Source organism: Enterococcus crotali, from assembly GCF_000633635.1.
Taxonomy (GTDB): domain Bacteria; phylum Bacillota; class Bacilli; order Lactobacillales; family Enterococcaceae; genus Enterococcus_L; species Enterococcus_L crotali.
Genome location: NZ_AYPQ01000008.1, coordinates 55570 through 77157, shown reverse-complemented (window position 1 = coordinate 77157; position 21588 = coordinate 55570). Strand labels below are relative to the sequence as shown.

The following is a 21588-nucleotide window of genomic DNA, read 5'->3' as shown; positions in this document are numbered from 1 at the left end:
AAAATCTAAATGAGGCAGAAAGCGCCTCAGTTATATTTTCCTATTTTTCATTCAGAGCTGACCAAGCCTGTATCGCTTTTAATGTTATCTAGCTATACAGGCTAAACTCTAGGAAAAAAGATAAAAGCTGTCTGTGACTAAAAGCGTCACAGTCATCTTTTCCTATTTTTCAATCAGAGCTGACCGAGCCTGTACCGCTTTTAATTTAGGAGGTTACTTAATTGAGGGAGAAAAATTCTGGACCTATTATTCTGGAGGAGATTCGTTTAATGGAGGTTATGATCCAAGTTTATTATCATAAGCAAGAGGATGACTTGATCCCGAAAGATAGGATGTTGAATTATGCAAGAAAACGATTGGAATTTTGTCAGTTTGGAGAGCAAAAGACGACTTGTCAAAAATGTCCCGTTCATTGTTATCAGCCTAACTATCGAGAACAAATGAAAAAAATTATGCGTTATTCAGGTCCACGGATGTTGTTTAAGCATCCAATTCTAACGTTAAAACATGCGTATCGAGGATTGACAAGGAGTGTGACAAAATGAAGAAGTGGTTATTTATTGTATTAGGTTCGTTGATGTTTGGGTTGGGAACATTAGGGATCTTTCTGCCGTTTTTACCGACAACTGTTTTTTATTTATTGACTGGCTTTTTCTGGATAAGAAGTTCGGATAAGCTGTATCAAAAATTTGTTGGTTCTGAAAGCTATCAAAAATATGTTCAGGAGGCTTTGGTAAATAAGAATATCACAACTAAAGGAATGATTCGGATGTTTCTGATGATGTTGCTTGTTTTTTTGATTCCGGGCTTATTGGTGAATAATTTGCTGATGCGAATGACGTTAGCTATTGTATATGTTGTACATGTCATTGGTTTAACTTGGTACTTGAAAGGGCGAAAGGCACAGGCTGTGTCTGATTTAGGTGATGTAAATGATCGATAAGCGACTTTTTCGTCTGACTGAAAAGAAAAATCTGTTTAAATTGGTGCTAGCTCGGCTTTTAAACTTAATGATGTCGATCATTATGTGGCTGACGATTGCAGAGCAATTAGCTAGTTATTTGGATCTGGGAATACTGAACAGGAATAAATTGATTCTCACGTTGATCAGTATACTGTTACTCAAACTGTTATTGACAAAGTGGATGGAACAACTAACCTATCAAGCATCCTCTGAGCTACGACTAGCAATGCGTAAAGCTGTTATGGAAAAAGCGTTTCGGCTTGGTAAAGGACAAGGGCAGTTGACCTCTGCTTCATTAGCGCAATTATCTGTAGATGGAATCGAACAATTGGAAATATACTATGCTCGTTTTTTACCGCAATTATTTTATTGTTTATTTGCTTCTTTATTGATTTTTTCAGCATTGGTTGGTTTTGCATGGCAGCCTGCTGTGATTCTTTTAGTCTGTATGCCATTGATTCCAGTGATCATTATGAGTGTAATGAAAATTGCCAAACGGATTTTAAGTGGTTATTGGACTCAATACACGGATTTAGGGACAAAATTTCATGAGAATTTAAGTGGTTTGAGCACGTTAAAAGCTTACAACCAAGATGAAGCAAAACAAGTTGAAGCGGCTAATGATGCAGAGAAATTTAGAAAAGTGACGATGAGTTTACTTTCGATGCAGTTGAATTCTATTACGATTATGGATATTGTTTCTTATTGTGGCGCGGCTTTAGGGATCGGGCTGGCATTGTTTGCTTATCAGCAACAGACATTATCCCTTGTTGGCATGCTGATGTTTATTTTATTGAGCGCAGAATTCTTTATTCCTATGCGCCAACTAGGGTCATTATTCCATGTTGCAATGAATGGTATTAGTGCGTGTAAAAAGCTATTTACCTATTTGGAGTTGCCGGAACAAGAATTTGGTGAGGTTGTTTTGTCATCATCTTTAGAACAGTTAAAAATGGAACAGGTCAATTTCAAGTATGCTGAATCCAAAACGTTGGCATTGAGGAATGTGTCATTAACGATCAAACGTGGTGAATTTACTGCTTTAGTAGGTAAATCAGGTTCTGGTAAGAGCACGATCGTAAAGGTATTAATGCACCAATTGTCTCAATACGAAGGGAATATCTACTGGAATCAGGATGAACTTAGGACGTTAGCTAAAGAAGCGATTCAACAAAAGGCGGTTCTTGTTGATAATCATGGGTACCTTTATCCGACGACTATCAAAGAAAATTTGTTGTTAGGGAATAAACACACTTCAGATGAAGAATTATGGCATGTCCTAGAAAAAGTTCAGTTACTGGATTTTGTCCAACAGTTGCCTGGAAAATTACAAGAGTCATTGAATGAAAATGGCGGTAATTTATCCGGTGGACAACGGCAGCGCTTATTACTAGCCAGAGCATTACTTAAAGGTGGGGAGCTGTATATTTTTGATGAGATCACTTCTGGGATTGACTTAAATAGTGAGCAAATTATTTTGAAATGCTTACAAGAACTAGCTCAAAAAACGATCGTTATCTTCATTTCTCATCGACTTTATAACGTATTGAATGCAGATCAAGTAATCGTTTTTGAGGAGGGGGAAATAATTGAAGCAGGATCACCGACCCAACTTCAAACAGAATCTGTTTATTTTAAAAACTATTTCAAGCAAGAGCAATCCTTGATCAACGGAGGGGAACAATAAATGAAAGAATATAAGTTGATTCGCTGGCTGTTGGCTTTTGTTAGTCATGTAAAAGGGAAAGTGTTATTGGCAGTAACCCTTGGCATCATTAGTAATCTGTCGGTTGTTGCGATTCCTATAATTGGGGTTCGTGAGGTATTGGAGATCGAAAAGGGACAAGCTGAGGAACCGTTGCAGGCATTGTTTTTGATGGTGATTTGTGGAATTGTGCGTGGTGTTACAAGATATGGTGAACAGTATTTGAACCATGATATTGCGTTTCGTTTATTAGCAGACATTAGACAAGAAATCTTTGCGACGATCCGTTCACTGGGGCCAGCCAAATTGCTAGGAAAAAAGAGTGGTGATTTAGTTGCAGCTATTACGACCGATGTTGAGGCGTTGGAAGTCTTTTTTGCACATACGATTTCACCAGTGTTGATTGCCGTAGGTACGACGGTCATCACTGTTGGGTATTTATGGTGGGATAATAGTGTGCTGGCTCTGATTTTGTTGTTGGGTCAATTGCTCGTAGGTATTGTGATTCCAATCGTTGGTTATCGAAGCAGCCAAGCGTTGGGAGACGAATATCAAAACGCCTTTGTAGCTCTCAATCAAAATGTAATGGAGAATGCAGCAAGCTTACAGGATATTACGCAATACTCTATCGAAGCAAAGCAATTAAAAAAATTAGATGAAGCAGGAAATCGATTGAATGTCCAATACAAAAGAAGGCTTGCCCAAGAAAGTACGCTTAGAATTTTAAGCGAAATCGTTCTTTTAGCAACCGCTGTTTGTATTTTGGTGGTCGGGATGCAACTAGATTTGTCAGCGTCTACTGTATTGACAGGGACGGTTTTGAGTTTAAGTTCATTTGGCTCTGTATTGGCTTTGAGTGGTTTAGGTAGTGCCTTACTGACTACGCTTGCAAGTGGACGCCGTTTATTTGCGTTAACAATGGAACAACCCGATGTTGATTTTTCAACGAGTCAAAAAGAGCTTTCGAATTTTGAAAAAACTCACGTAGATAATGTGTCATTTTCTTATTCTGCCGAAAAGGAAGCAGTCCTTTCTGAGTTGTCTCTTTCAATCGAAAAGGGTGCGGTCATTGGAATCGGTGGACAAAGTGGGAATGGGAAAAGTACCTTAGTAAAATTATTGATGCGTTATTGGGATCCACAGTCTGGTCAAATCAGGTTTGATCAAACGAATATCAAGACCATTCAAGAAAACTCCTTGCATCAAATTGAAGGCGTGATGGAACAAGCAACATTTATCTTTGATGATACAGTGGCCAATAATATTGGTTTGGGTAAAAAACAAGCAACGCAAGCAGAAATTGAGATATCAGCCAAACAAGCCTCACTGCATGAGTGGATCATGTCTTTACCAGAACAATATGAGACGAAAATCGGCGGAAATAATCGCAGTATCTCGGATGGTGAACGACAACGTGTCGGTTTAGCGCGCTTATTTCTTCATGATGCCCCATTCTTGCTTCTGGATGAGCCGACAAGTAATTTGGATTATTTGAATGAACAAGCCATCTTACAGACCTTGACGAAGGAAATAGAGGAAAAAACAGTTCTGGTGATTTCTCATCGGGATACAACATTGGAAATCACGGATCAACGTTATGAATTATCGGATGGCAAGTTGTGTAAATTATAAGAGTCATAACAAAGCATGAGGTTGAGACAGAAGCTTATTTTCGAAGGATTTGCTTTTCTCCTAGCCTTATGTTTTTTTTATTTTTGTGCTAAAGCGCTGTGGAGGTTATGAAAGGACAAAAGGAGTAATGAGAACAATACGTGCGCCTTTTTGATTACTTGTAAAAGGGACGTTATCTGAAAAGAATATTTTGTATCCTTTATTAGTTATAAACGGTTCTGTGGGCAACGCCTTCTTTACTATGCGTTATAGATGTTGGTGATAGCGGAGTGACCGTCATCTCTATTGTTTTTGCAGCAATCGGTATTGCTTAAGTAAAGGCAAAACATTAACTGAGTAGAGCAATTGGCGTGAATTGTCAAATAAAGCTGAATTTGACTATTTTTTTCCAAAATGGTAGAGTAACACCTGAGGAAGGTGTTTCAAATGTACGTATTATATATTTCAACTCTTAGCTCCCTACAACTTATTTTTGATGAAGTGTTGTATGGAGCTTAATCGAAAAGCGTAAGAGCTTTTCTTATTCATCAGTAAATTTAGTATACTAAAAAAGATAGCACATGCTTGCTATGTATTTAGTCTGCTTATTTACTGAAGAATATATAGATTAAAAAGGCCCTAGACATTTTGTCTATGGGTCTTTTTTCTATGTTCTTTAGTAAAAATCAAACGAAACCACATGAAAGAGGAAAATAGAATGGAATTATTACAAGTCAAAGATTTAAGCTATGCCGTACCAGATAAACAGCTTTACGAAAACAGCTCATTTACATTAAGAAGCAAGGAACATATGGGAATCGTCGGTAAAAACGGTGCCGGTAAAAGTACGTTATTGAAGATGCTTTTAGGCGATGTATTACCAGATGAAGGGTCGATTACTTGGAATCCAGCTGCGACATTAGGTTATTTAGACCAATATGTGGATATGGATCAATCACAAACCATCAATGAATTTCTAAGATCGGCGTATCAAGAACTATTTGATACTGAAAAAGAGATGCTAAAACTATACGAAACCTACGGGGAAACAGGCGATGATCAATTATTGGCAAGAGCCGCAACCTATCAGGAACAACTAGAGATCAAAGGATTGTATCAAGTCGAAAATGATATCAGTAAGGCTGTCACAGGGCTTGGTATCAGCGATGGTGATGCAGATCAAACATTGAGTGCATTGAACCGCGGCGACCAAATCAAGGTCATTTTAGCAAAATTGCTACTGGAAAAACCGTCAGTCTTGATCTTAGATGAGCCAACAAACTACTTGGATCAAGAACACATTGAATGGCTGACAGAGTACTTAAATACTTTTGAAAATGCCTTTATCATTGTTTCTCACGATACTAATTTCTTGAGTAACATCGCAACATGTATTTGTGATATTGATTTTGGTTCGATCAAAAAATATCATAGTAACTATACTGAATTCTTAAAACAAAAAGCCCATCTGGCTGAAGCGTATCAAAGTCAATTTGAAGCGCAACAACGAAAAATCAAGGAGACAGAAGCGTTTATTCAGAAAAATATTGCTGGTATCAAGACAAAAATGGCGCAAGGTCGCAGAAAGCATTTGGAAAAGATGGATCGTTTGAAAGAACCTGAAAAGAAAGTGAAGTCAAATTTTTCCTTTAAACTAATGCCTCAAAGCTCGCCTAATGTGATGATGATCGACGAACTGACTGTGGGCTATAAAGAACCCTTGCTGACCGTCCGTGATCTGCAAGTAAAAAAAGGAGAGAAAATAGTGATCACTGGTGCAGATGGTCTAGGTAAATCGACTCTAGTGAAAACACTTCTTTCGATGGTACCCGCAATTTCTGGAAAAGCTCATTTTTCTCCTCAAGTTGTTGTAGGTTATCACTCACAAGAAATCGAATGGGAAAATACTGAATGGACACCGATCGAAGCATTAGCGAATAAATACACGAAGCTGACCTATGAAGATGTCCGCCGTGAATTGGCGAAATGCGGCTTGAAACGAGAGATTGCCTCAAAAAATCTTTATATGTTGAGTGGTGGGGAACAGTCGAAGGTGAAGTTGTGTGATTTGACTATGCAGCCAAGTAACTTCCTGATTTTAGACGAACCGACCAATCATCTAGACGTTGATTCAAGAAAAGCTCTTCAAGATGCCTTAAAAGCGTTTAGAGGCAGTGTTTTATTGATCTCAAATGATGAACAATTTTATTCAACGATTGCTGATCAGGTTTACACGGTTGCTGACAAGCATCTTATTCGACAATGAGGTGCGTTTAGATGAGTTTAGCAAGAGTGACGGACTATCTTTTGTATCAACTTCCAATGAGAGAAGCAAAAGGACAGCCAATATCCGAAAAACAACTGGCTGACCGGATCTTGATCATTGGCAGCGGTAATTTAGAATGCAGGATTGCGATTGATTTAGCCGAGCAGGGAAAAGAAGTGACTATTTTAGAGAATTCTGATGAAATTTTGTCAGATTGTTTCGCTTTTGCAGCCCGAGCTGAGCTTATGAATAAATTAGAGAATTTGGTCGTAACGATCGTTTTAGAAACCTCTTTGATTGCCATTAAGAAAAATCAAGTTTGCCTTTGTAATCAAGATGGATTTGAATCACAGCTTACAGTCGACAACATTATTGTTTCAAAAAACTATGAATATTCTCAAAATCGTTTATAGTTAAAGAAACCAAGCAAAAAGGAGAACAATGATGTTTATAACAATAGACCAAGCTGATTTTCAGCAAGTAGTAGACACATGGAATCAAGGATTTAGTGATTATCTGTTACCGATCCGTGTCGATCAAGCTGCTTTGGAGCACAGAATCCAATCGTTTGGGCTCTCGAAAAAACTTTCAGCCATTTTTTTGATTGATGGTGAATATGCAGGGATCATTCTTTTAGGGATTCAAACTTTTGGAGAAAACAAAGTAATGTGGGTTGGTGGGATGGCCGTGGTTCCCAAGTATCGCAGAAATAAAGTGGCATCTAAATTGATTGATTACGCTGAAAGCCTGGCAAGAGAAAACCAATGCGATCACTTGATTCTGGAGGTGATTGCAGCAAATGAACGCGCCAAAAAACTGTATGAAGCAAAAGGTTTGAAAGTTGTAAATGAGCTGGCGGTGGGCTCCGTTGATGTGCCTGTACGATCAAAAGCTGCAACTGTCATTCACTTTCAATCAGTTTCACCGAAAGAACAAGCTATGACTGAAAATCAATGGACACCGTGGCAAAACCGTTCTATTTTTGCAGATAAAAATTATGCTATCTATCAAAATAGTACAAAAATCGGTTCACTTAGCTTTAATTTAGCAGAGGAAGCTTCGAGGAATTTATTGATCATTAAACAAGTACAGCTTTTCGATGAGCAGAACCGAGCATTAATCACGGATATCTTACTCGCTTTAAAAGAACAAGAAAAGAGTGCTTTTATTAAATTAAACAACTTTGATATGGCAACACCTGAATATAGCGAGTTACAAAAAATTGGTGTAGCATTACAGCTTACACAATTTCAATTAGCCAAACAGTTAAACAGAAAATAAGGGGCAGTTGTCCTAAAGAAAAGCGTTACTGCATTCATTGACCACTATGAATGCGGTAACGTTTTTCATTGTAAATGCTGTTAAATCAGCGTGCAACGTATCGTTGCACATAACGATATTGTATAATAAACAAAAGCAACGCATTTATGCGGCAAGAACTCTAGACGTTCAAAAGGGAGTGGATTATAGTGACTGTAGAAATTGGAAAACAAATTAAAAAGTTCCGTCAAGAACAAGAAATCTCGCAGCAGGAATTAGCAGAGCATTTGAATATTTCACGTCAAACAATTTCTAAATGGGAGCTGGGGAAAAGTCTTCCAGATTTGGAAAAAGTCATAAGACTTTCTGAGTATTTCAATATCAGTGTGGATGTTCTTTTAGGACGTAAAAAGCCTGGCTTCTTTAGAGGATTGTTCGACGGAAAAGAAAGAAGGCAAAGCTTTATGGATCAAAGTAAAGAAGGAAAAAATAGTACAGCATTCTCAAGTGCTTATGTACAAGATATCCAACCATTATTTTCGGAAGGAAAACGCGTAAATACATTTATAAAAATTGAAGAAGAGCTCTTTCCTAAAGCGACATTTTCAAAATTGATGGGGTATGCAAACTGTTTGTGTGGTTTTAATAGCGAGACTGTTTCGATCGATCAAATCGGAAAGTTTAAACTGGCTGTTAATATTCCTGTAGAGCAATCAATCGCTACTTTTCCATTGATTGAGATTGTAGAGATCAATCTCCAGTTTAGAAAATATTTTCGAAATGTTGGTGGTAACTTTGTGACATTGATTGATATTGTAACCAAAGACCAAAGCTATTATTTTTGGGTAGAATCTTTAAGCGTTGCTCATGCGATTTGGCATCATGAGCTATTTTCTTCAGTACGGATCAATGTAGATAAAGTATTTCAAAAGGCCTTAGATTTAGAAAATCAGGAAGAGGCTGTTGAGGGAATTCGTGATAAGGCAGAAAATATTCCACTATTTTACGGAACAGCCCAATAAATAAGCTCTTGTCTAAGGATAATAATGCAAGGTTTAGAGAGGATGAGCAGTTATAGATCGCACTAACTGGCGGGAATAGTTCGGATGTATTTAGCGATGGCAAGGATGTCCATCGAGATCTTAAGCCGCAAAGCCCAACCGTTCATCGGCTGCTAAAGCAACTGACAAATGGAAAGAGTAATTTGTCACCTGAATTTTACGGCATAAAAAATGGCCGAGAAGGTCTATCATTTATGTTTGGGCAAATGATTGATGACTATCCTAAAGGGAGTAGTTTAGAGGAAAAAAAGCAATCGTTTTGAGCTTAATATAAAGAGAAGTAAACTAACGATGAATCTAAACAATACTTTTATCCTCCAAAAATGTTTTTTATTAGGCGTGCTAAGAATATATTCTTGCTACGTAGAGAAATGCGATTAATCAAGCACCTATCGATATCAATTTTACACGAAAGTAAAGGGGGAAAAGTACCCCTTGACGCATTATACTATGTAATGTATAGTAATGTGTATCAGGAGGTATAATATGGATTCACAATTAAAAAAGGGTTTACTAGAATACTGTATTTTAGCCATTTTAAAAAAATCTGATTCCTACGGTTATCAAATCATCAAAGATTTATCTAACGTAATAACAATTTCAGAATCAACATTATACCCAATCTTGAAACGGTTAGAAACGAAAGAAGAATTAGAGACGTATTCGATGGAGCACAATAGTCGTTTAAGAAAATATTATCGAATTACCGATAACGGTAGAGAGAAAATCAAAGAATTTATTCAAGAATGGGATGAAGTGATGCAGGTGTATCATTTTATTGAAATGGGGGAGAAAAATGAATAAACAAGAATTTTTGTATCAATTAGAAGAAGGGTTGATTCGTCTAGATGCATCAGAGAGAGATCAGTTTGTACTTTATTATGATGAGCTGATTGAAGATTACTTAGAAGATGGTGCAAGCGAAGAGGAAGCAGTCAACAAGTTGGGAAAACCGTCGAGGATCGCAAGCAAAATTTTAGAAGAAGCGTTTGAAGAAGGAAGCTTTCAACAGAAAAAAAGGCTAAGTCCTTTGATGGTTATGTTACTTATTATTGGTTTTCCTTTGTGGGGAAGTATTTTATTAACGGCTATCTTACTCGTATTAACTGTGTATATCATTATTTGGTGTCTCCCTTTTACAACAGGAATGTTTGCTGTAATTGGTTTAGCAGCTTCAATATTTAGTGTATGCGCTAGTTTTTTCGCCTTGCAAGATGGTCTGTATATAGCTGTTACGCAAATGGGGATCAGCATTTTTATCTTAGGTCTATCTTTACTTAGTGGTTTAGCGACAAAAAACATGGCAGATCACTTTATCAAGGCGTCAAAGGGGTTCTCAAGTAAAATAGTCAACGTGTTTGAAGGTCGGGGGTTGTCACTATGATAAACAAAAAATCATTAATGAAAATCGGAATTAGCTTAACTGTTTTAGGATTGGTGCTTGCTATGATCGGTTTTGCACTGTCTGGCGGGCAAATTGATAAATACAAATTTGAACAACATTCATGGTATCGAACATTTTACTTTAAATTATAAAAAATTATGATGGTTTGAAGCATTTTGCGGAAAAATTTCTGGAAGATGTTTCTTTTTTTATGGAAATCGAAGAAATAGTCCTAAAGCAGTGAGTCAATATCAGACTTTAAGCCGATAAAACGAAGGCTCTACTTTGTTATACTTAAAAAAAAGGATGTTCAATCGTATTTCTATAAGAGTCAGGGGTGAGTGGTATAAATCAGCAAGTCAAAGAACAAAAAATGAGTAATAATGGAATCGATCTAATAAAGTATGCTGCGGCGATTCTGATTATCTGTTTTCACTGTGAACGAGTGATTCAAGATCCAATGCTTCATCATTTGTTTAAAAATGTGTTGTGTCGGGTCGCTGTGCCGTTTTTCTTTATATCTTCCAGTTACTTTGTCAGAAGAGGACAAAGTGGCTCTCCAAGCTATTTGAAACGCTATTTGCGATCGTCGGTTCAATCATATTTATTTTGGAGCTTAATTTATCTGCCAATCGGTTTTATGTGGATTCAGGAGAATTATTCCCTTGGCGCTGAATTGTACCCTGTGGCATTGCTTGCAGGCTTAGTTTATACAGGGACTTACTATCATCTTTGGTACATACCTGCAATGTTTTTTGGGATGATCATTGCTCACTGGCTAATCAAGAAAAAAGGGTATATTCCGTTATTTGCGCTGACGTTCGTGCTATATCTTTTTGGGTCGTTGGAAACGTATTACGGATATATTCATAATAAACAACTGAAATTATTTTTTGATCAATATTTGAATGTGTTTATCACAACTCGTAATGGTTTATTCTTTGCATTGATATTTGTAGCTGTGGGCTACTTTTTATGGGATTATCGTGAAAAGATAGCTGGTTTCCAGAAGTATTTTAGCCTATTGTTGATTCTTTCAGGACTGATTTTAGTGAGCGAAGGACTGATCGTTTATGCAAATATGGGGATCGATAAAAATTTTATGTGGTCGCTGATTCCATTTACAGCTGTGTTCTTTTGTTGGAGTTTAACCTTGCAAGTAAAGCTAACTATTGATTTTAAGCATTTGAGGCATTTAGGCAAGTATTACTTTTTTATCCATCCATTGTGTATTTTGTGGGCCGCTAGCTTGGTAGAAAGCTATGATTTTTTTGCTAGTAGTTGGTTGCAACTAGTTATGACCTTGATTGCTACTCATCTGCTAAGTACGCTAGCGATTGCTATAAGTAAGGCGTTGCCGTATTACTATTTTGATTTGCAATTGATGTTGAGAATCAATCATAGTTATATCCAAAAATTGATTTAGAAATGTTTGTTAGGAGAAAAGATAAGAGTGAGCAGGATATAACTCTTCGAGTCGTCTCCCGCTCACATAGAATCTAGATAAACAGTGGGAGCAGAAGCGATTCCTACATGGTTCTCAGGATTAAACGCTTCTGTCTCATTCTCATTATTTTTCTACGTTAGATGAACGCCTTTATCCACATAAATAATATCCCCTACAATACCAGCAGCTAATTCGCTGACTAAAAAGGCACAAGTATTACCGACTTCTTCAATCGTGACACCTGCTTTGTCTGGTGTACGACCTTCTGAAATTTTAATCAATTGATCGTAATCTTTTACACCTGTTACGGCAAGTGTTTTGATAGCGCCAGCCGAAATTCCATTCACGCGGATCTTATCTGCCGCAAATTCATAAGCTAAATATTTTACGGCAGTCTCTAAAGAAGCTTTGGCGATCCCCATCATATTGTAATTAGGAATAGCTCTTTCAGAACCTAAGTAAGTCATCGTAACGATACCTGAACCAGGATTTAACATTGGTTTTGCATGATGAGCAACAGCTAAAAGTGAGTAGCTGCTGATATCTTGAGCCAATAAGAATCCAGAACGACTGATGTCACTTACATTACCATCTAACTCTTCTTTGTTAGCAAAGGCAATGGCGTGTACTAGACCATCGATCTTGTCATATTTTTCTTGGATTGTTTGGAATGCTTGGGCAATCGACTCGTCAGAAGCCACATCACATTCAACCAATAAATCTGTTGGTTCGGCTAATTTTAATAATTGTTTTTTCATACGTTCGTTTTGGTAGGTATAAATAATATCAGCACCTTGCTCCTTCAATGCTTTGGCACAGCCCCACGCGATACTTCTTTTGTTTGCTACGCCCATTACGACGACTTTTTTATTTTTTAGAAACATATGGTTTTTTCCCCTTTTAAAATTATTTTTTGTGTGTGAAAAAGGTCTCACAGCTTAACAAAATCTAAAGATATGATTTTATTTAAGTTGACGGATAAAATTGCAACTGGTATTATCTGTGTTGAGAATGATAAAAAAATTCTCTAACAGATAAGCAACATCCATACAGACATTTTATCGGATGTCTGAATTATTAACTATAATACTTTGAAAGTCAAACTATTTTACTTAAATTTAAACAAAAAAGTATTGGTTAAGCAAGTTTTTTTTAATTTGATAGTCAAAATATTAGCGGAGGTGCACGATGAAACGAGTTGTAATAACTGGAATGGGAGCGGTGACTCCTTTAGGAAATACGGTCAAAGAGTATTGGCAAAATCTGGTTAACGGAAAATTAGGAATCGCTAAAATTACGAAGTTTGATTCTGAAGATACAGGTGTGGCACTGGCTGGTGAGGTAAAAGATTTTGACCCAAGTGACGTTCTTGATCGTAAAGAACAAAAAAGGATGGATCTATTTTCTCAATATGGCTTAGTTGCTGCGATGGAAGCTTGGAAGATGAGTGGCTTAACGCAAGAAACGATTGATCCAAAACGTTTTGGTGTCATCGTTGGAAGTGGTATCGGTGGTATGACGACCTTACAAGATCAAGTGAGAGTCATGGATAAAAAAGGTGCCAAACGAGTAACACCATTTTTTGTACCAATGGTGATCGCTAATATGGCATCTGGTAACATTTCAATCAAATTAGGTGCTAAAGGTCCTTCTCAAACGATCGTGACAGCTTGTGCTTCGGCAACTAATGCGATTGGTGAAGCCTTCCGCACGATCAAATATGGATTGGCTGATATGATGATCACAGGTGGAACAGAGGCGACGATTTGTGAAATCGGTATTGCTGGGTTTGCTGCTTTAAGCGCCTTGAATACGACAGAAGATCCTACAAGAGCATCTATTCCATTTGATAAAGAACGACATGGTTTTGTGATGGGTGAAGGTGCTGGCATGTTGATGCTGGAAGAACTTGAGCATGCGCAAAAACGTGGTGCAACGATTTTAGGTGAAGTCGTAGGATATGGTAGCAATTGTGATGCCAGCCATATGACAGCACCATTGAAAGATGGAAGCGGCGCAGCCGATGCAATCGAATTAGCCTTAGCCGAAGCGTCTATCGATGCCTCAGCAATAGGCTATGTCAATGCACATGGCACTTCAACACCAGCCAATGATGCTGCTGAAACGGCTGCACTAAAACGTGTCTTTGGTGAACGTGCTTACGATATTCCAATTTCAAGCACGAAGAGTATGACTGGGCATCTTTTAGGTGCAGCAGGAGGAATTGAAGCAATTGCTTGTGTGAAGACGTTACAAGAAGGCATTGCCCATCCGACAGTCGGTTATCAAGAAGCTGATCCGGAATGTGATTTAGATTATGTAACAGCAGGCTCACGTCCCGTACAAGCAGAATATGCTATCAGCAATTCATTTGGCTTTGGCGGACACAACGGCGTTATTTGTATAAAGAAATGGGAGGAAAATTAACAATGACAAGATTAATGAATGCAACAGAAATTATGGAAATGATTCCAAACCGTTACCCAATTTGTTTTATCGATTATGTGGATGAAATTATTCCAGAGAAAAAAATCATCGCTACAAAAAATGTAACGATCAATGAAGAGTTTTTCCAAGGACATTTCCCTGGAAATCCAACAATGCCAGGTGTTTTGATTATTGAAGCATTAGCACAAGTTGGTTCGATCTTGATTTTGAAAATGGAGCAGTTTAACGGAGAAACAGCTTATATCGGTGGAATCAATAAAGCGAAATTCCGTCAAAAAGTTGTTCCAGGAGATGTATTGAAATTACATTTTGAAATCGTAAAAATCAGAGATTATGTAGGAATCGGAAAAGCAACTGCTTTTGTTGAAGATAAAAAAGTTTGTGAATGTGAATTGACATTTATTGTAGGTAGATAATAAGTCAAAGAATAAAAAATGGGATAGAAGTTATTAACCATATCTAAGCAGACTAGAACACAGCTCGTTGAGTTATGTTCTAGTCTGCTTTTTTAGTGGTGTAATTCATATAATTTCAATGCTAATTGCAATGCAAACGTATTTTTCTCTTGTTCCAAATCTACTGGTAGTAGTCCTTTGATTTTTTCAATCCGATAAAGCAACGTATTTCGATGAATAAATAAGGCTCTAGACGTTGTAGCGATATTTAAATGATGAGCTAGATAAGCTTTTAATGTTGGCGTGAAGCTCGTTTTATTTTCCTGATCATAAGTCAGCAAGGTGCTTAAATAGTGGGTGTAAAATTTTCTTCCTTGTTCTTTTGAAATCGAATCCACTAAAAAAGAATCAAAATAAAAATCATTGAAAAAATAAATTTTCTCTTCTTTTGCATCATCTTCTAGCAGTTGGATGACTTTTTTTGCTTCTTCAAAGCTTTGAGACAATTCCAGAATCGGTAAAGTAGAACCAATGGTGCAGAAAATGTCTCGTTCAGACTGTCCTTGCTGTTCCAAATAAATTCGAATCCGCTCTGCTGTATCGGATACTTCATTGTGCGTTTTTAAGGAGCTTAATTTAGGATCAGTTCCTAATAGTATCACCAACTGATTTTTGCGGCTAAATAGGTGAAGATGTGGAAAACGATTAGACGTATAAGTTGTCAGAGACGATAGTAAACTTTTCATTAAGCGATCTTCTGATTGCTTTTTTTCCATTAAAGAATCTGACGTAGGACCAATAGTCTGGATGGAAAGGATCAAAACAGTATAATTCAAATTTGGATCGATCGTTGTATCATAAGTAGCCAAAGCATCTAAGTCCTTGATTTGACCCGATAATAATTGATCGAAAAAATCACGGCGAATTCTATTTTCCGTGCGCTCGATTTCTAAAAGCCGCATTTGTTCTAATGCAAATGCCATTGAACCATTTTCTAAAGCGACATAATCGAGGTCTGTCAACGGACGTTCTATTAGATAAACTAAAATAAAGCCATAGTGGATCGTATCAAAATAAACAGGCATGATCACACAAGGATATTCTTGTTCCTCAAAAGAAAGAGCACGAGTGATCGGTTTTTGGATTCGTTCAAAATTAGTTGGTAAATCTGTAATTGTTTGGATTGGGAAAGTAAAGGTATCTCCATTTTTTTTGATCGTTTCTTGAATCAATGGTTGTTTTTGATCACTGACAGCAGTTACTGACCAGTCAGTATCTACTAATACAACTGGGTTATTGACCATTTCCGCTAAACCAGAAGCAATTTTTTTCATACCGCCACCATGTAGAGAAATTTCAAAAAACTGTGAATGAATATCCAGCGACGCTTGATTCAACTCATTCATTCGGCCGGAAATTTCAGCCATGACAATATTCATGATCTTTGAAAAGGCGATCCCATAAGGAATTTCTATAAGGGGTAAACCAAGTTCATCTGCTAAATTTCGCATAGATTCAGGAATTCCTTTTAAATAGATGTGTGGTTTGATGCAAATTGCAGAACAATTGATTTCTTTAAAACGTTGGATAAAACGCTTTTGGATTTCGGCATTTTCGCTAAAAAAATACCCAGAGGTAATCAGTAATTCACCTGCAGACAACCAATCAGAAGCATCCGGATTATCTAAAATGTTTACGCCCGTGATTTTATTAGCTAGCCCTTTTTTTCCAGCGACTAATTGGAAGGTTTTAAATGGGGCAAGCTGCAGAAAGTTTTTGACCGTTAACATGGATACACCATCTTTCTAAATTATAATTTCGTTACATTAACTATACGGTAATTGGTTAAAGTGTACAACTGATAAATAAAATATTCGGCTAATCTATCCGTATATGAAAGGGCTTTCTTGGTGTAAATTAAATAGTGTAAAGAAGATAAGTAGGTAAGGAAGTGAGTAAGATGCGTACGTACCAATCCCTTTCTGGTTCTAGCAATTTTTTATTTGAGATTCAAAATAGGCAGTGGGAAGGAGTGATTCATAGCACGTTCAACCGAACCTTAAATATCATTTGCGATTCTGGTGAAATATACACACTAGCAGCAGAAGAATTGGACAATGCGCCCAATACATTGAGAGTAACTGATTTTTTTTCGGATCGACCGAAGCTGCTTGTGAGAACGCCTGTTTTCTCTAAAAAAGGCCAGTTAGTGATTGGCGAGGTTGCGGCTATCAACACTCAGGATGCTAAAATATGGCAGTATCCAACGATTAAATTTCCAGACAAACAAGGGTACTCAAAAATACGTATGCGTGTTGAGCAACTTAATGAATGGCTGAGCCGAGTCGAAAATCATGATGGTGGTTATTTATTAAACAATACTCAAGGAACAAAATACGAGCAAATGATCCATACGATGCTTTTGAAAGAATCAAAGCAATTATTATCTTATTTGAAAGAAAAGGAATTATTTCAAGCAATGAAGCAATTAAAGCGAGTAATTGGCTTAGGTCCTGGTTTAACGCCATCCGGTGATGATTTTCTAGTTGGGTTAGCCCTGATCTTTACCACTGCTGATTATCCTTATCATTCACTAAAGCAGTGGTTGATAAACAGTCGAAATGAGATGGAAAAAAGAACCAATATTATCAGTTTTTCCGCATTAGATTGGGCAATCAAAGGAGAAGCACGAGAGCGGATCGGTTCATTTTTAAATGAATTGTTTTATGGAGAAGATGAGGCTGTTTTGAAATCAAAAATGTTCGCTGTTTTAGCGATCGGTTCAACATCTGGCGGAGATATGCTGACAGGGATGTTGGCAGGGATAAAATTAACATTAGACTTGGATTGAACGATGCTAAACGAGCTCGTTCAGCTTTTAAATTAAGGAGGAACCTCTAATGACAATCAGTATCAAAATTCAACCGAATACCTATATTGATTCGGTATCACTAATGGCTTTATCAACGAAAGCGAATCAGTTAGCAGGTGTTGATCAAGCAATTATTGCCATGGCAACAGAAATGAACAAAGAAGTGATGAAAAATGTGGGACTATTTACAGATGAAATTGCCCAAGCTCAAACAAGCGATTTGATTATCGCTTTAGAGGCCAAAGAAGAACAAGATTCGGCTGAATTGATCGAAAAAATCGAAACGCTGATGACAGAGAAAAAAGAAAAGAGCTCTAGTCAAACGACTGAAAGCTATACGACGATTGAGACGGCGAAAAAGGCTATTCCAGAAGCAAATTTAGCTGTAATTTCTGTTAACGGTCAGTATGCCGTTCGTGAAGCAAGAAAAGCATTGAATAATGATCTACATGTGATGATGTTTAGTGATAACGTGAGTGTAGACGAGGAAATCGAATTAAAAGATCTAGCACATGAAAAAGGTTTATTGATGATGGGACCGGATTGTGGAACGGCAATCATCAACAACGTTGGGTTATGTTTTGCGAATAACGTTCGAAAAGGTAGCATCGGTATTGTTGGTGCTTCCGGCACAGGGAGTCAAGAAATCAGCGTTAGAATCCATGAATTTGGCGAAGGAGTTTCCCAATTGATTGGCACAGGTGGACGAGATTTAAGTGAAGCAGTTGGCGGAAAAATGATGCTAGATGCGATCGATGCGCTAGAAGCAGATGTAGATACAAAAGTGATCATTTTAATTTCTAAACCACCGGCAAAAATAGTGGAAGAAAAGATTCTAGCTAGAGTCAGAAAGGCTGATAAACCTGTAGTTATCTGGTTCATCGGGAGTGAACCGAGAGAAGATGAAGCGGGGATCTATTTTGAAAAAATGTCTAAGGCTGCTGCTTTGAAAGCTGTAACTTTAGCTGGAATCGATCAAAATAGTTTAGATGTTCATCCATTAAACTTACCGTTGATCGATGAAGTTCAAGCAAAATTGACTCCAGAACAAAAATACATTCGCGGATTATTTACAGGTGGAACCCTCTGTGATGAGGCGATGTTTACTGCAAAAGAACGTTTTTCTGACGTGTTTAGCAATATCGCGACTGATCAAGAACACCTTTTACATTTTGGTGATGCGAGCAAAGCGCATACTTTTATCGATTTCGGTGCAGATGAATTTACCAATGGCAAACCTCATCCAATGATCGATCCATCTAATCGAATCGCTCGTTTTAAAGAAGAAGCTGAAGATCCAACCGTCGGCGTGATTCTAATGGATTTTGTACTAGGATATGGTGCGCATCCAGATCCAGTTGGCGTAATGGTGCCAGCGATGAAAGCAGCAAAAGAAAAAGCTGCTTTGCAAGGTCGTCATCTAGAAATCATCGGATACGTGTTAGGAACAGATTTAGATAAACAAAATATCAACGAACAAGTAGAAAAATTGACATCGATTGGTGCAATATATGCAAGCAGTAGTCAAAATGCTGGCTTACTAGCAAGAGAATTTGTTGTGAAAGGAGCAGAACAATGAGTAAAATTACTGAATTATTTCAAGAAGAACCTGTTATTATCGATCTTGGTATTGAATCATTTCAAGAAGAGTTGATCGAGCAACAAGTAAAGGCAACCTATTTAAACTGGGCTCCTCCAGGACAAGGAAAAGCCAGTATTTTAGCCGCTTTAGAAAAAATCGAAACGCCTGAAAACTTAGAAAAAATCAAAAAAGCCAATGAGGAGGCTGTGCATCGAATCATTTCGTCTCAAATTTCGTTGATTGGCTATGATCAAGCAATCAATGTTGTACCAGGCATGACTAAAAACACCATTCTACATGCTGGTCCACCGATCACTTGGGATAGAATGAACGGCCCAATGAAAGGAGCAGTCAAAGGAGCCTTAGTTTTTGAAGGCTTAGCAAAAGATTTAGACGATGCTGAACGAGTGGCAGCTTCTGGTGAAATCATCTTCTCCCCATGCCATGAACATCAAAGCGTTGGCTCGATGGCAGGAGTAACCTCTGCATCTATGTATGTGCATATCGTAGAAAATAAAACCTATGGCAATTTAGCTTTCACAAATTTAAGTGAGCAGATGTCAAAAATTTTGCGGATGGGTGCCAATGATGAAAGTGTGATTGAACGCTTGATTTGGATGCGAGATGTTTTTGGACCGATCTTACGTGATGCAATGAAGCTGTGTACAGAAGGGATCGATTTGAAACACATGTTAGCACAAGCATTGCATATGGGTGATGAATGTCATAACCGTAATAATGCTGGAACGACCTTGCTGATTCAAGCCTTGACGCCATATATCATCCAAACAGACCATTCTATTGAAGAAATGAAAGAAGTTTTTGATTTTGTTGCTAGTAGTGATTATTTCTCGGGGCCAACTTGGATGGCAATGTGTAAAGCAGCTTTAGATTCTGCTGTTGGGATTCCTTATAGCACAGTTGTAACAACAATGGCCAGAAATGGAACGGAATTTGGGATCCATATCAGTGGTATTGAAGGGAATCCTTGGTTTGTTGGTCCATCTCAAAAAGTCATCGGCCCAATGTTTGCAGGATATAAACCAGAAGACGCAGGTCTTGATATTGGGGACAGTGCGATTACAGAGACGTATGGTATAGGCGGTTTTGCAATGGCTGCAGCACCTGCAATCGTCGCTTTAGTTGGTGGAACAATTGAAGATGCTTTACGTTTTTCTATGGAAATGCAAGGCATCACAACTGCGGAAAATCCGAATATCACGATTCCTACATTAGACTTTATGGGGATTCCATCAGGGATCGATAGTTTAAAAGTTATTCAAACGAACACATTACCGATCATTAATACAGCAATCGCTCATAAAGAAGCGGGAATCGGCATGATCGGAGCGGGTATCACTCATCCGCCGATGGAGGCTTTTGAAAAAGCTATTATTGCCTTTAGTGAACAACTATGAAAAACAGAAAGGAGGGAAATCATGGATACAGTAAAAGTAGATCAGCGCTTATTTCAAGCAATCAAATCTGGGCAAGTAGAACAGGTTCAGCAATTATTGAATGAAGGGTATACTGTTTCAACGACTGATGAGTTGGGGCGTTCTCCATTAATGTTGGCGGTGCAGTGTAATTCTTTGCCCCTGGTCAAAGAGCTATTAGCATTTGGTGCGGATGTGAATCAGCGTGATAATACACAACTTACTCCTTTCATCTGTGCTGCAGCAAACGGATTTGACGAAATAGTCAGCGAGATTCTTCAATCTGGACGTGCCGATTTAGCTTCAGTCAATCGCTTTGGTGGTACAGCTTTACTGCCATCTAGTGAAAAAGGCTATTTAAGAACGGTTCAATTATGCTTGGCTGCAGGTGTACCGGTCAATCACATCAATCGTTTAGGTTGGTCAGCCTTGTTAGAAGCGGTAATTTTAGGCGATGGCGGTTTCTTGTATCAAGATGTGATCCGTGAATTAGTTCAGCATCAGGCAGACATTACCCAAATAGATAATACTGGTAAAAATGCGCTTGACTATGCTAAAGATACAGCAAACGAATCATTGATTGCGATTGCGGAGAAGCAGGAAGTCGAAGCAATGATTTTCCGTGAGGTACGAGCTTATTTAAGAAAAGGAGAGTTGATGCAGGCGTTAAAAGTGTTAGAAGCGCAAGATCAAACGGATATAGAAGTTCTGTATTATCTTGGCTATACCTATCAACGCTTAAAAGAGTATCCGACAGCGATTTCTTATTATAAAAAAGGGTGGGTAAAAAGTGAGCAGTTTGCTTTCTATGTCGGAAATAGTTACCGTATGATGGGAGATATAGACCGCGCATTACAAACCTATGATCAAGCAATCAGCACAGATCGAAGCTTCTTTTACCGCTATCATAAATCTAATTTTTTAAGAGAATTAGGACGTCATGAAGAAGCTGTTAAAATGATGGATGACTTGTTGAAAGACTACCCAGAACGAGTTGATTTTTATTTCCATAAAGCAAATAGCCTTCGGAGCTTAAGTCGGCATCAAGAAGCCGTCGAAGCAATGGAACAAGCGATTCAACTCGATCCAGAAAATCCATTATTTTCAGAACACCTTGCACAATCACTTCAGTTAGTAAAAAACTAAAGAAATGTATT

The 21588-nt window shown here is 37.8% G+C and carries 20 protein-coding genes; 18 read left to right on the top strand and 2 right to left on the bottom strand.

The genetic code is table 11. The features are described from left to right. The first annotated feature begins 221 nt into the window (after positions 1 to 221). The 12 genes from V192_RS0116680 to V192_RS0116620 all read left to right on the top strand — a co-directional run bounded on the left by V192_RS0116680 (position 222) and on the right by V192_RS0116620 (position 11677). Positions 222 to 545, top strand: a complete 324-nt coding sequence (locus V192_RS0116680) for a nitrous oxide-stimulated promoter family protein (protein ID WP_025873435.1) — start codon at positions 222 to 224, stop codon at positions 543 to 545. Continuing rightward, on the top strand, positions 542 to 943 hold the full coding sequence (locus V192_RS0116675) for a YbaN family protein (protein WP_025873434.1): 402 nt from the start codon (positions 542 to 544) through the stop codon (positions 941 to 943). The genes V192_RS0116680 and V192_RS0116675 overlap by 4 nt, the downstream gene beginning before the upstream one ends. Further along, entirely contained in the window at positions 933 to 2651 is a 1719-nt protein-coding gene (locus tag V192_RS0116670) for an ABC transporter ATP-binding protein/permease (RefSeq protein WP_025873433.1), read from the top strand. The genes V192_RS0116675 and V192_RS0116670 overlap by 11 nt, the downstream gene beginning before the upstream one ends. After that, a complete protein-coding gene (locus V192_RS0116665; RefSeq protein WP_025873432.1) occupies positions 2652 to 4301 on the top strand; it encodes an amino acid ABC transporter ATP-binding/permease protein in 1650 nt (549 codons plus the stop codon). Positions 4302 to 4998: 697 nt separating this feature from the next. Continuing rightward, entirely contained in the window at positions 4999 to 6546 is a 1548-nt protein-coding gene (locus V192_RS0116660; protein WP_025873431.1) for an ABC-F family ATP-binding cassette domain-containing protein, read from the top strand. Positions 6547 to 6557: 11 nt separating this feature from the next. After that, a complete protein-coding gene (locus V192_RS0116655) occupies positions 6558 to 6959 on the top strand; it encodes an FAD-dependent oxidoreductase (protein WP_025873430.1) in 402 nt (133 codons plus the stop codon). Between the two features lie 31 nt (positions 6960 to 6990). Then, on the top strand, positions 6991 to 7827 hold the full coding sequence (locus V192_RS0116650) for a GNAT family N-acetyltransferase (protein WP_025873429.1): 837 nt from the start codon (positions 6991 to 6993) through the stop codon (positions 7825 to 7827). Positions 7828 to 8015: 188 nt separating this feature from the next. Continuing rightward, positions 8016 to 8828: a helix-turn-helix domain-containing protein gene (locus tag V192_RS0116645; RefSeq protein ID WP_025873428.1), complete on the top strand. Its 813-nt coding sequence runs from the start codon at positions 8016 to 8018 to the stop codon at positions 8826 to 8828. 525 nt (positions 8829 to 9353) lie between these two features. Continuing rightward, positions 9354 to 9671 carry a PadR family transcriptional regulator gene (locus V192_RS0116635; RefSeq protein ID WP_025873427.1) on the top strand — a complete coding sequence of 106 codons (318 nt, stop codon included), beginning with the start codon at positions 9354 to 9356 and terminating at the stop codon, positions 9669 to 9671. After that, positions 9664 to 10251 (top strand): DUF1700 domain-containing protein, encoded by a 588-nt coding sequence (locus tag V192_RS0116630; protein WP_025873426.1) that lies wholly within the window; start codon positions 9664 to 9666, stop codon positions 10249 to 10251. The genes V192_RS0116635 and V192_RS0116630 overlap by 8 nt, the downstream gene beginning before the upstream one ends. Beyond that, positions 10248 to 10403 carry a hypothetical protein gene (locus V192_RS21675; protein WP_167331084.1) on the top strand — a complete coding sequence of 52 codons (156 nt, stop codon included), beginning with the start codon at positions 10248 to 10250 and terminating at the stop codon, positions 10401 to 10403. The genes V192_RS0116630 and V192_RS21675 overlap by 4 nt, the downstream gene beginning before the upstream one ends. A gap of 185 nt (positions 10404 to 10588) precedes the next feature. Further along, positions 10589 to 11677 (top strand): acyltransferase family protein, encoded by a 1089-nt coding sequence (locus tag V192_RS0116620; RefSeq protein ID WP_025873425.1) that lies wholly within the window; start codon positions 10589 to 10591, stop codon positions 11675 to 11677. A gap of 152 nt (positions 11678 to 11829) precedes the next feature. Here V192_RS0116620 and fabI read toward each other — a convergent pair whose 3' ends face one another. After that, positions 11830 to 12582, bottom strand: a complete 753-nt coding sequence (gene fabI, locus V192_RS0116615) for an enoyl-ACP reductase FabI (protein ID WP_025873424.1) — start codon at positions 12580 to 12582, stop codon at positions 11830 to 11832. Positions 12583 to 12886: 304 nt separating this feature from the next. Between fabI and fabF the strand changes: the two genes are divergently transcribed. Together fabF and fabZ are read left to right on the top strand one after the other, a co-directional pair. Then, the gene (fabF, locus tag V192_RS0116610; protein ID WP_025873423.1) at positions 12887 to 14125 is read left to right on the top strand and encodes a beta-ketoacyl-ACP synthase II; all 1239 of its coding nucleotides are present in this window, start codon (positions 12887 to 12889) and stop codon (positions 14123 to 14125) included. Between the two features lie 2 nt (positions 14126 to 14127). After that, positions 14128 to 14562: a 3-hydroxyacyl-ACP dehydratase FabZ gene (gene fabZ, locus V192_RS0116605; protein ID WP_010763756.1), complete on the top strand. Its 435-nt coding sequence runs from the start codon at positions 14128 to 14130 to the stop codon at positions 14560 to 14562. A gap of 92 nt (positions 14563 to 14654) precedes the next feature. Here fabZ and V192_RS0116600 read toward each other — a convergent pair whose 3' ends face one another. Next, complete coding sequence (locus V192_RS0116600) at positions 14655 to 16331, bottom strand: PucR family transcriptional regulator (RefSeq protein ID WP_025873422.1); 1677 nt, start codon at positions 16329 to 16331, stop codon at positions 14655 to 14657. A 170-nt stretch (positions 16332 to 16501) separates the two neighbouring features. Here V192_RS0116600 and V192_RS0116595 point away from each other — a divergent pair, with 170 nt between their 5' ends. From V192_RS0116595 to V192_RS0116580, 4 genes are read left to right on the top strand one after another with little or no spacing between them, the layout of a single operon-like run. Further along, positions 16502 to 17392, top strand: a complete 891-nt coding sequence (locus V192_RS0116595; RefSeq protein WP_025873421.1) for an oxamate carbamoyltransferase subunit AllH family protein — start codon at positions 16502 to 16504, stop codon at positions 17390 to 17392. A gap of 49 nt (positions 17393 to 17441) precedes the next feature. Then, positions 17442 to 18992 (top strand): acyl-CoA synthetase FdrA, encoded by a 1551-nt coding sequence (gene fdrA / locus V192_RS0116590; protein WP_025873420.1) that lies wholly within the window; start codon positions 17442 to 17444, stop codon positions 18990 to 18992. After that, the gene (locus V192_RS0116585; protein ID WP_025873419.1) at positions 18989 to 20413 is read left to right on the top strand and encodes a YlbE family protein; all 1425 of its coding nucleotides are present in this window, start codon (positions 18989 to 18991) and stop codon (positions 20411 to 20413) included. Before fdrA ends, V192_RS0116585 begins: the two co-directional genes overlap by 4 nt. A 21-nt stretch (positions 20414 to 20434) precedes the next feature. Further along, positions 20435 to 21577 (top strand): ankyrin repeat domain-containing protein, encoded by a 1143-nt coding sequence (locus V192_RS0116580; protein WP_025873418.1) that lies wholly within the window; start codon positions 20435 to 20437, stop codon positions 21575 to 21577. Positions 21578 to 21588: the final 11 nt, after the last annotated feature.

Coding starts and splice junctions, on each gene's coding strand:
- V192_RS0116665 (WP_025873432.1), top strand. CDS start 2,652: ATGAAAGAATATAAGTTGATTCGCTGGCTGTTGGCTTTTGTTAGTCAT.
- V192_RS0116600 (WP_025873422.1), bottom strand. CDS start 16,331: ATGTTAACGGTCAAAAACTTTCTGCAGCTTGCCCCATTTAAAACCTTC.
- fabI (WP_025873424.1), bottom strand. CDS start 12,582: ATGTTTCTAAAAAATAAAAAAGTCGTCGTAATGGGCGTAGCAAACAAA.
- fdrA (WP_025873420.1), top strand. CDS start 17,442: ATGACAATCAGTATCAAAATTCAACCGAATACCTATATTGATTCGGTA.
- V192_RS21675 (WP_167331084.1), top strand. CDS start 10,248: ATGATAAACAAAAAATCATTAATGAAAATCGGAATTAGCTTAACTGTT.
- fabF (WP_025873423.1), top strand. CDS start 12,887: ATGAAACGAGTTGTAATAACTGGAATGGGAGCGGTGACTCCTTTAGGA.
- V192_RS0116580 (WP_025873418.1), top strand. CDS start 20,435: ATGGATACAGTAAAAGTAGATCAGCGCTTATTTCAAGCAATCAAATCT.
- V192_RS0116585 (WP_025873419.1), top strand. CDS start 18,989: ATGAGTAAAATTACTGAATTATTTCAAGAAGAACCTGTTATTATCGAT.
- V192_RS0116635 (WP_025873427.1), top strand. CDS start 9,354: ATGGATTCACAATTAAAAAAGGGTTTACTAGAATACTGTATTTTAGCC.
- V192_RS0116675 (WP_025873434.1), top strand. CDS start 542: ATGAAGAAGTGGTTATTTATTGTATTAGGTTCGTTGATGTTTGGGTTG.
- V192_RS0116655 (WP_025873430.1), top strand. CDS start 6,558: ATGAGTTTAGCAAGAGTGACGGACTATCTTTTGTATCAACTTCCAATG.
- V192_RS0116660 (WP_025873431.1), top strand. CDS start 4,999: ATGGAATTATTACAAGTCAAAGATTTAAGCTATGCCGTACCAGATAAA.
- V192_RS0116650 (WP_025873429.1), top strand. CDS start 6,991: ATGTTTATAACAATAGACCAAGCTGATTTTCAGCAAGTAGTAGACACA.
- V192_RS0116630 (WP_025873426.1), top strand. CDS start 9,664: ATGAATAAACAAGAATTTTTGTATCAATTAGAAGAAGGGTTGATTCGT.
- V192_RS0116670 (WP_025873433.1), top strand. CDS start 933: ATGATCGATAAGCGACTTTTTCGTCTGACTGAAAAGAAAAATCTGTTT.
- fabZ (WP_010763756.1), top strand. CDS start 14,128: ATGACAAGATTAATGAATGCAACAGAAATTATGGAAATGATTCCAAAC.
- V192_RS0116595 (WP_025873421.1), top strand. CDS start 16,502: ATGCGTACGTACCAATCCCTTTCTGGTTCTAGCAATTTTTTATTTGAG.